This is a genomic window from Neisseria sp. P0022.S010 (genome assembly GCF_051956635.1).
The window spans coordinates 1-3,154 of sequence record NZ_JBQCXF010000354.1; the positions used below are offsets into that span (position 1 = coordinate 1).

2 protein-coding genes are annotated in these 3,154 nt (G+C 47.9%); both read right to left on the bottom strand.

Annotation, left to right across the window (positions count from 1 at the left end; translation table 11 throughout):
• Nucleotides 1-117: 117 nt before the first annotated feature.
• The gene (prmB, locus tag ACTHUT_RS16615; RefSeq protein ID WP_250599969.1) at nt 118-1,017 is read right to left on the bottom strand and encodes a 50S ribosomal protein L3 N(5)-glutamine methyltransferase; all 900 of its coding nucleotides are present in this window, start codon (nt 1,015-1,017) and stop codon (nt 118-120) included.
• 95 nt (nt 1,018-1,112) lie between these two features.
• Nucleotides 1,113-3,154: nitric-oxide reductase large subunit (locus tag ACTHUT_RS16620; protein ID WP_440419111.1), on the bottom strand; the 2,042-nt coding region annotated here is incomplete at its 5' end.

Consider the following 3,154-nt stretch of genomic DNA (forward strand, 5'->3'; position numbering starts at 1 on the left):
TTTCATATTCAGCATACCATAGGCATTTGTATTTTCTTAAAGTATTAAAGATTATACAAAACCAAGGCCATCTGAAACTTTGTCAGACGGCCTTTGTTTTATTTATATCAAAATAAACTATTCTTCACCCAGTAATTGCTCGCGGGTCAACAAGAATACAAACCCATCGCCACCGCTGGTTTCCAACCAAGTAAACGGTAATTCGGGATAAGCCGCTTCCAATACCTCACGGTTGTGACCGATTTCAACCAACAATACACCTTTCGGATTCAGATATTTTGCCGCTTGCAGAATGATTTGACGTGTAGCGTCCAAACCATCTTCGCCACTGCCCAAAGCCAATTCCGGCTCATGCAGGTATTCATCAGGCAACGCTTCCACAGATTCCGCATCGACATAAGGCGGATTGGAAACAATTAAGTCGTATGTTTCATCCAAACCTTCAAACAAATCGGTATGCACCAAGCTGATGCGGTCTTCCAAACCATAATCTTCAATATTGATCGCGGCCACTTCCAGCGCATCCAAGCTTAAATCCACGGCATCGATTTGTGCATCGGGATAGTGATGCGCCATTTGAATGGCCAAACAGCCGCTACCGGTACACAAATCCAAAGCTCGATGCACCAACTCATCGTGTTCAATCCAAGGACGGATACCGTCGCCAAGCAATTCATAAATGAAAGAACGAGGCACAATAACGCGCTCATCGACATAAAAATCAAACTCGCCCTGCCATGCCTGATGCGTCAGATACGCGGCAGGAATATGCTCAACCGTACGGCGTTCGATAATGGACAACACTTCTTCCTTCTCACTTTGCAACAATTTGGCATCCAAATAAGGTTCCAACGTATCCAAAGGCAGGTTCAAAGTGTGCAAAATCAGATAGGCCGCCTCGTCATGGGCATTATCACTTCCGTGTCCGAAAAACAGTCCGGCATCATTAAAACGGCTGACGGCGAAACGCAATAAATCGCGAACAGTGGTCAGCTCTTGAGCTGCTTGGTTGAACATAATGTTTTGTCTTGTCAATTTAAGAATGTTGAAATTATAACAGAAAGGCCGTCTGAAAACTTTTCAGACGGCCTTCGATTTAATTCAGCTTAAGATTATTTATCGCGGCTGAATACGATTTTGGTAGCTTGGATAGCAACGCAGACAGCACCACCGATAAAGATCAAGTCAGCAGCGGTACGAACCCAACGCAGGGTATCCAGGATTTCCATTTGCAGGAATTCTTCGCTACGTGCATACCACAGACCGTGAGTGATAGAAGCGTAAGCTTGAATTACGCCGACCGGCAACAGGCTGATGGCAATCATACCCACCAGACCGCCGTTCAGCAGCCAGAAGCCCCAAGTCATGAGTTTGTCGTCGAAATGTGCGTTTGGTTTCAGGTAGCGGGCAACCAGCAATACGAAGCCCAGTGCCAAGAAGCCGTACACACCGAACAGAGCCGCGTGAGCGTGAACTGCAGTAGTGTTCAGACCTTGGATGTAGAACAGGGAAATCGGCGGGTTAATCAGGAAGCCGAATACACCGGCACCGATCATGTTCCAGAAGGCAACTGCTACGAAGCACATCAAAGGCCAACGCAGACGTTTTGCCCAGTCGGACAGATGTTGGTAAGACCAGTGTTCGTAAGCTTCACGACCCAGCAGAACCAAAGGCACAACTTCCAAAGCGGAGAAACATGCACCGATTGCCATAGAAGCAGAGGTAGAGCCAGAGAAGTACAAGTGGTGCAATGTACCTGGGATACCGCCCAACATGAAGATGGCGGCAGCCGCCAGAGTAGAAGCAGTAGCGGTACTACGGCGGACAAAGCCCATGTTGTAGAAGATGAATGCGAAGGCGGCAGTAGCGAACACTTCGAAGAAGCCTTCTACCCACAGGTGAACCACCCACCAACGCCAGTATTCCATCACGGCGATTGGAGATTTCTCACCGTAGAACAGGCCAGGAGCGTAGAACACACCCACACCGACCATAGAAGCTACGAAGATAGCCAACAGGTTTTTGTCTGTACCTTTTTCTTTAAAGGCAGAGATAGTACAACGCAACATCAGGAACAGCCACAACAGCAAGCCGACCATCAGCAGAAGTTGCCAGAAGCGACCCAAATCCAAGTATTCGTAACCTTGGTGGCCGAACCAGAAGTTCAGTTCAGGTGGAATGATGTGAGTTAAAGCAAAGAAATTACCTGCGTAAGAACCGCCGACTACGATGAACAGGGCGATGTACAGGAAGTTCACACCGGCACGTTGGAATTTAGGATCTTTACCGCCGTTCACAATCGGAGCTAAGAACAGACCTGCTGTCAGGAAGCCGGTTGCAATCCAGAAAATAGCGGATTGAATGTGCCAAGTACGGGTCAACGCATATGGGAACCAGTCGGCCATTTCAAAGCCCAGTGCGGTATCGATACCGTAGAAGCCTTGACCTTCGACAGTATAGTGAGCGGTCAAACCACCCAACAGTACTTGTACGACAAACAGCGCAACAGTCAGGAATACATATTTGCCCAACGCTTTTTGAGAAGGAGTCAGTTGTACTTTAGAGATAGGATCTTCAGTAGGTACTTCAACCTCTTCATGCTTGGTCAAGAAAGAGTAACCCCACATCAACAAGCCGATACCCATCAGCAACAATACCACGCTGGTGAAAGACCACATGTAGTTTTCAGTAGTCGGTACATTGTTGATCAAAGGCTCGTGTGGCCAGTTGTTGGTGTAGGTGAAAGTCTCGTCAGGACGGTTGGTCGAAGCAGACCAAGAAGTCCAGAAGAAGAAGTTGAACAGTTTTTCACGCGCTTCTGGGCTTGGCAATGTGTTGTTTTTCATTGCAAAGTGTTCGCGAGTGGTTTGGAACTTAGGATCGTCACTGTACACACCGTGGTAGTAAGGCAGGATGCTTTCGATCGCTTTCACACGAGTTTCACTGACAACGACAGAACCATCTTCCTTAACACGGCTTTGGTTGCGGTATTCGTCAGCCAAACGGGTTTTCAGAACAGCTTGTTCTTCAGGAGAAACTTCGTCAAATTTTTTGCCGTAAGTTTCTTGCGCAGTCAGATCCAACCATGCAACCAGCTCGCGGTGCAGCCAGTCGGCAGTCCAGTCCGGAGCTTGGTATGCACCGTGACCCAATA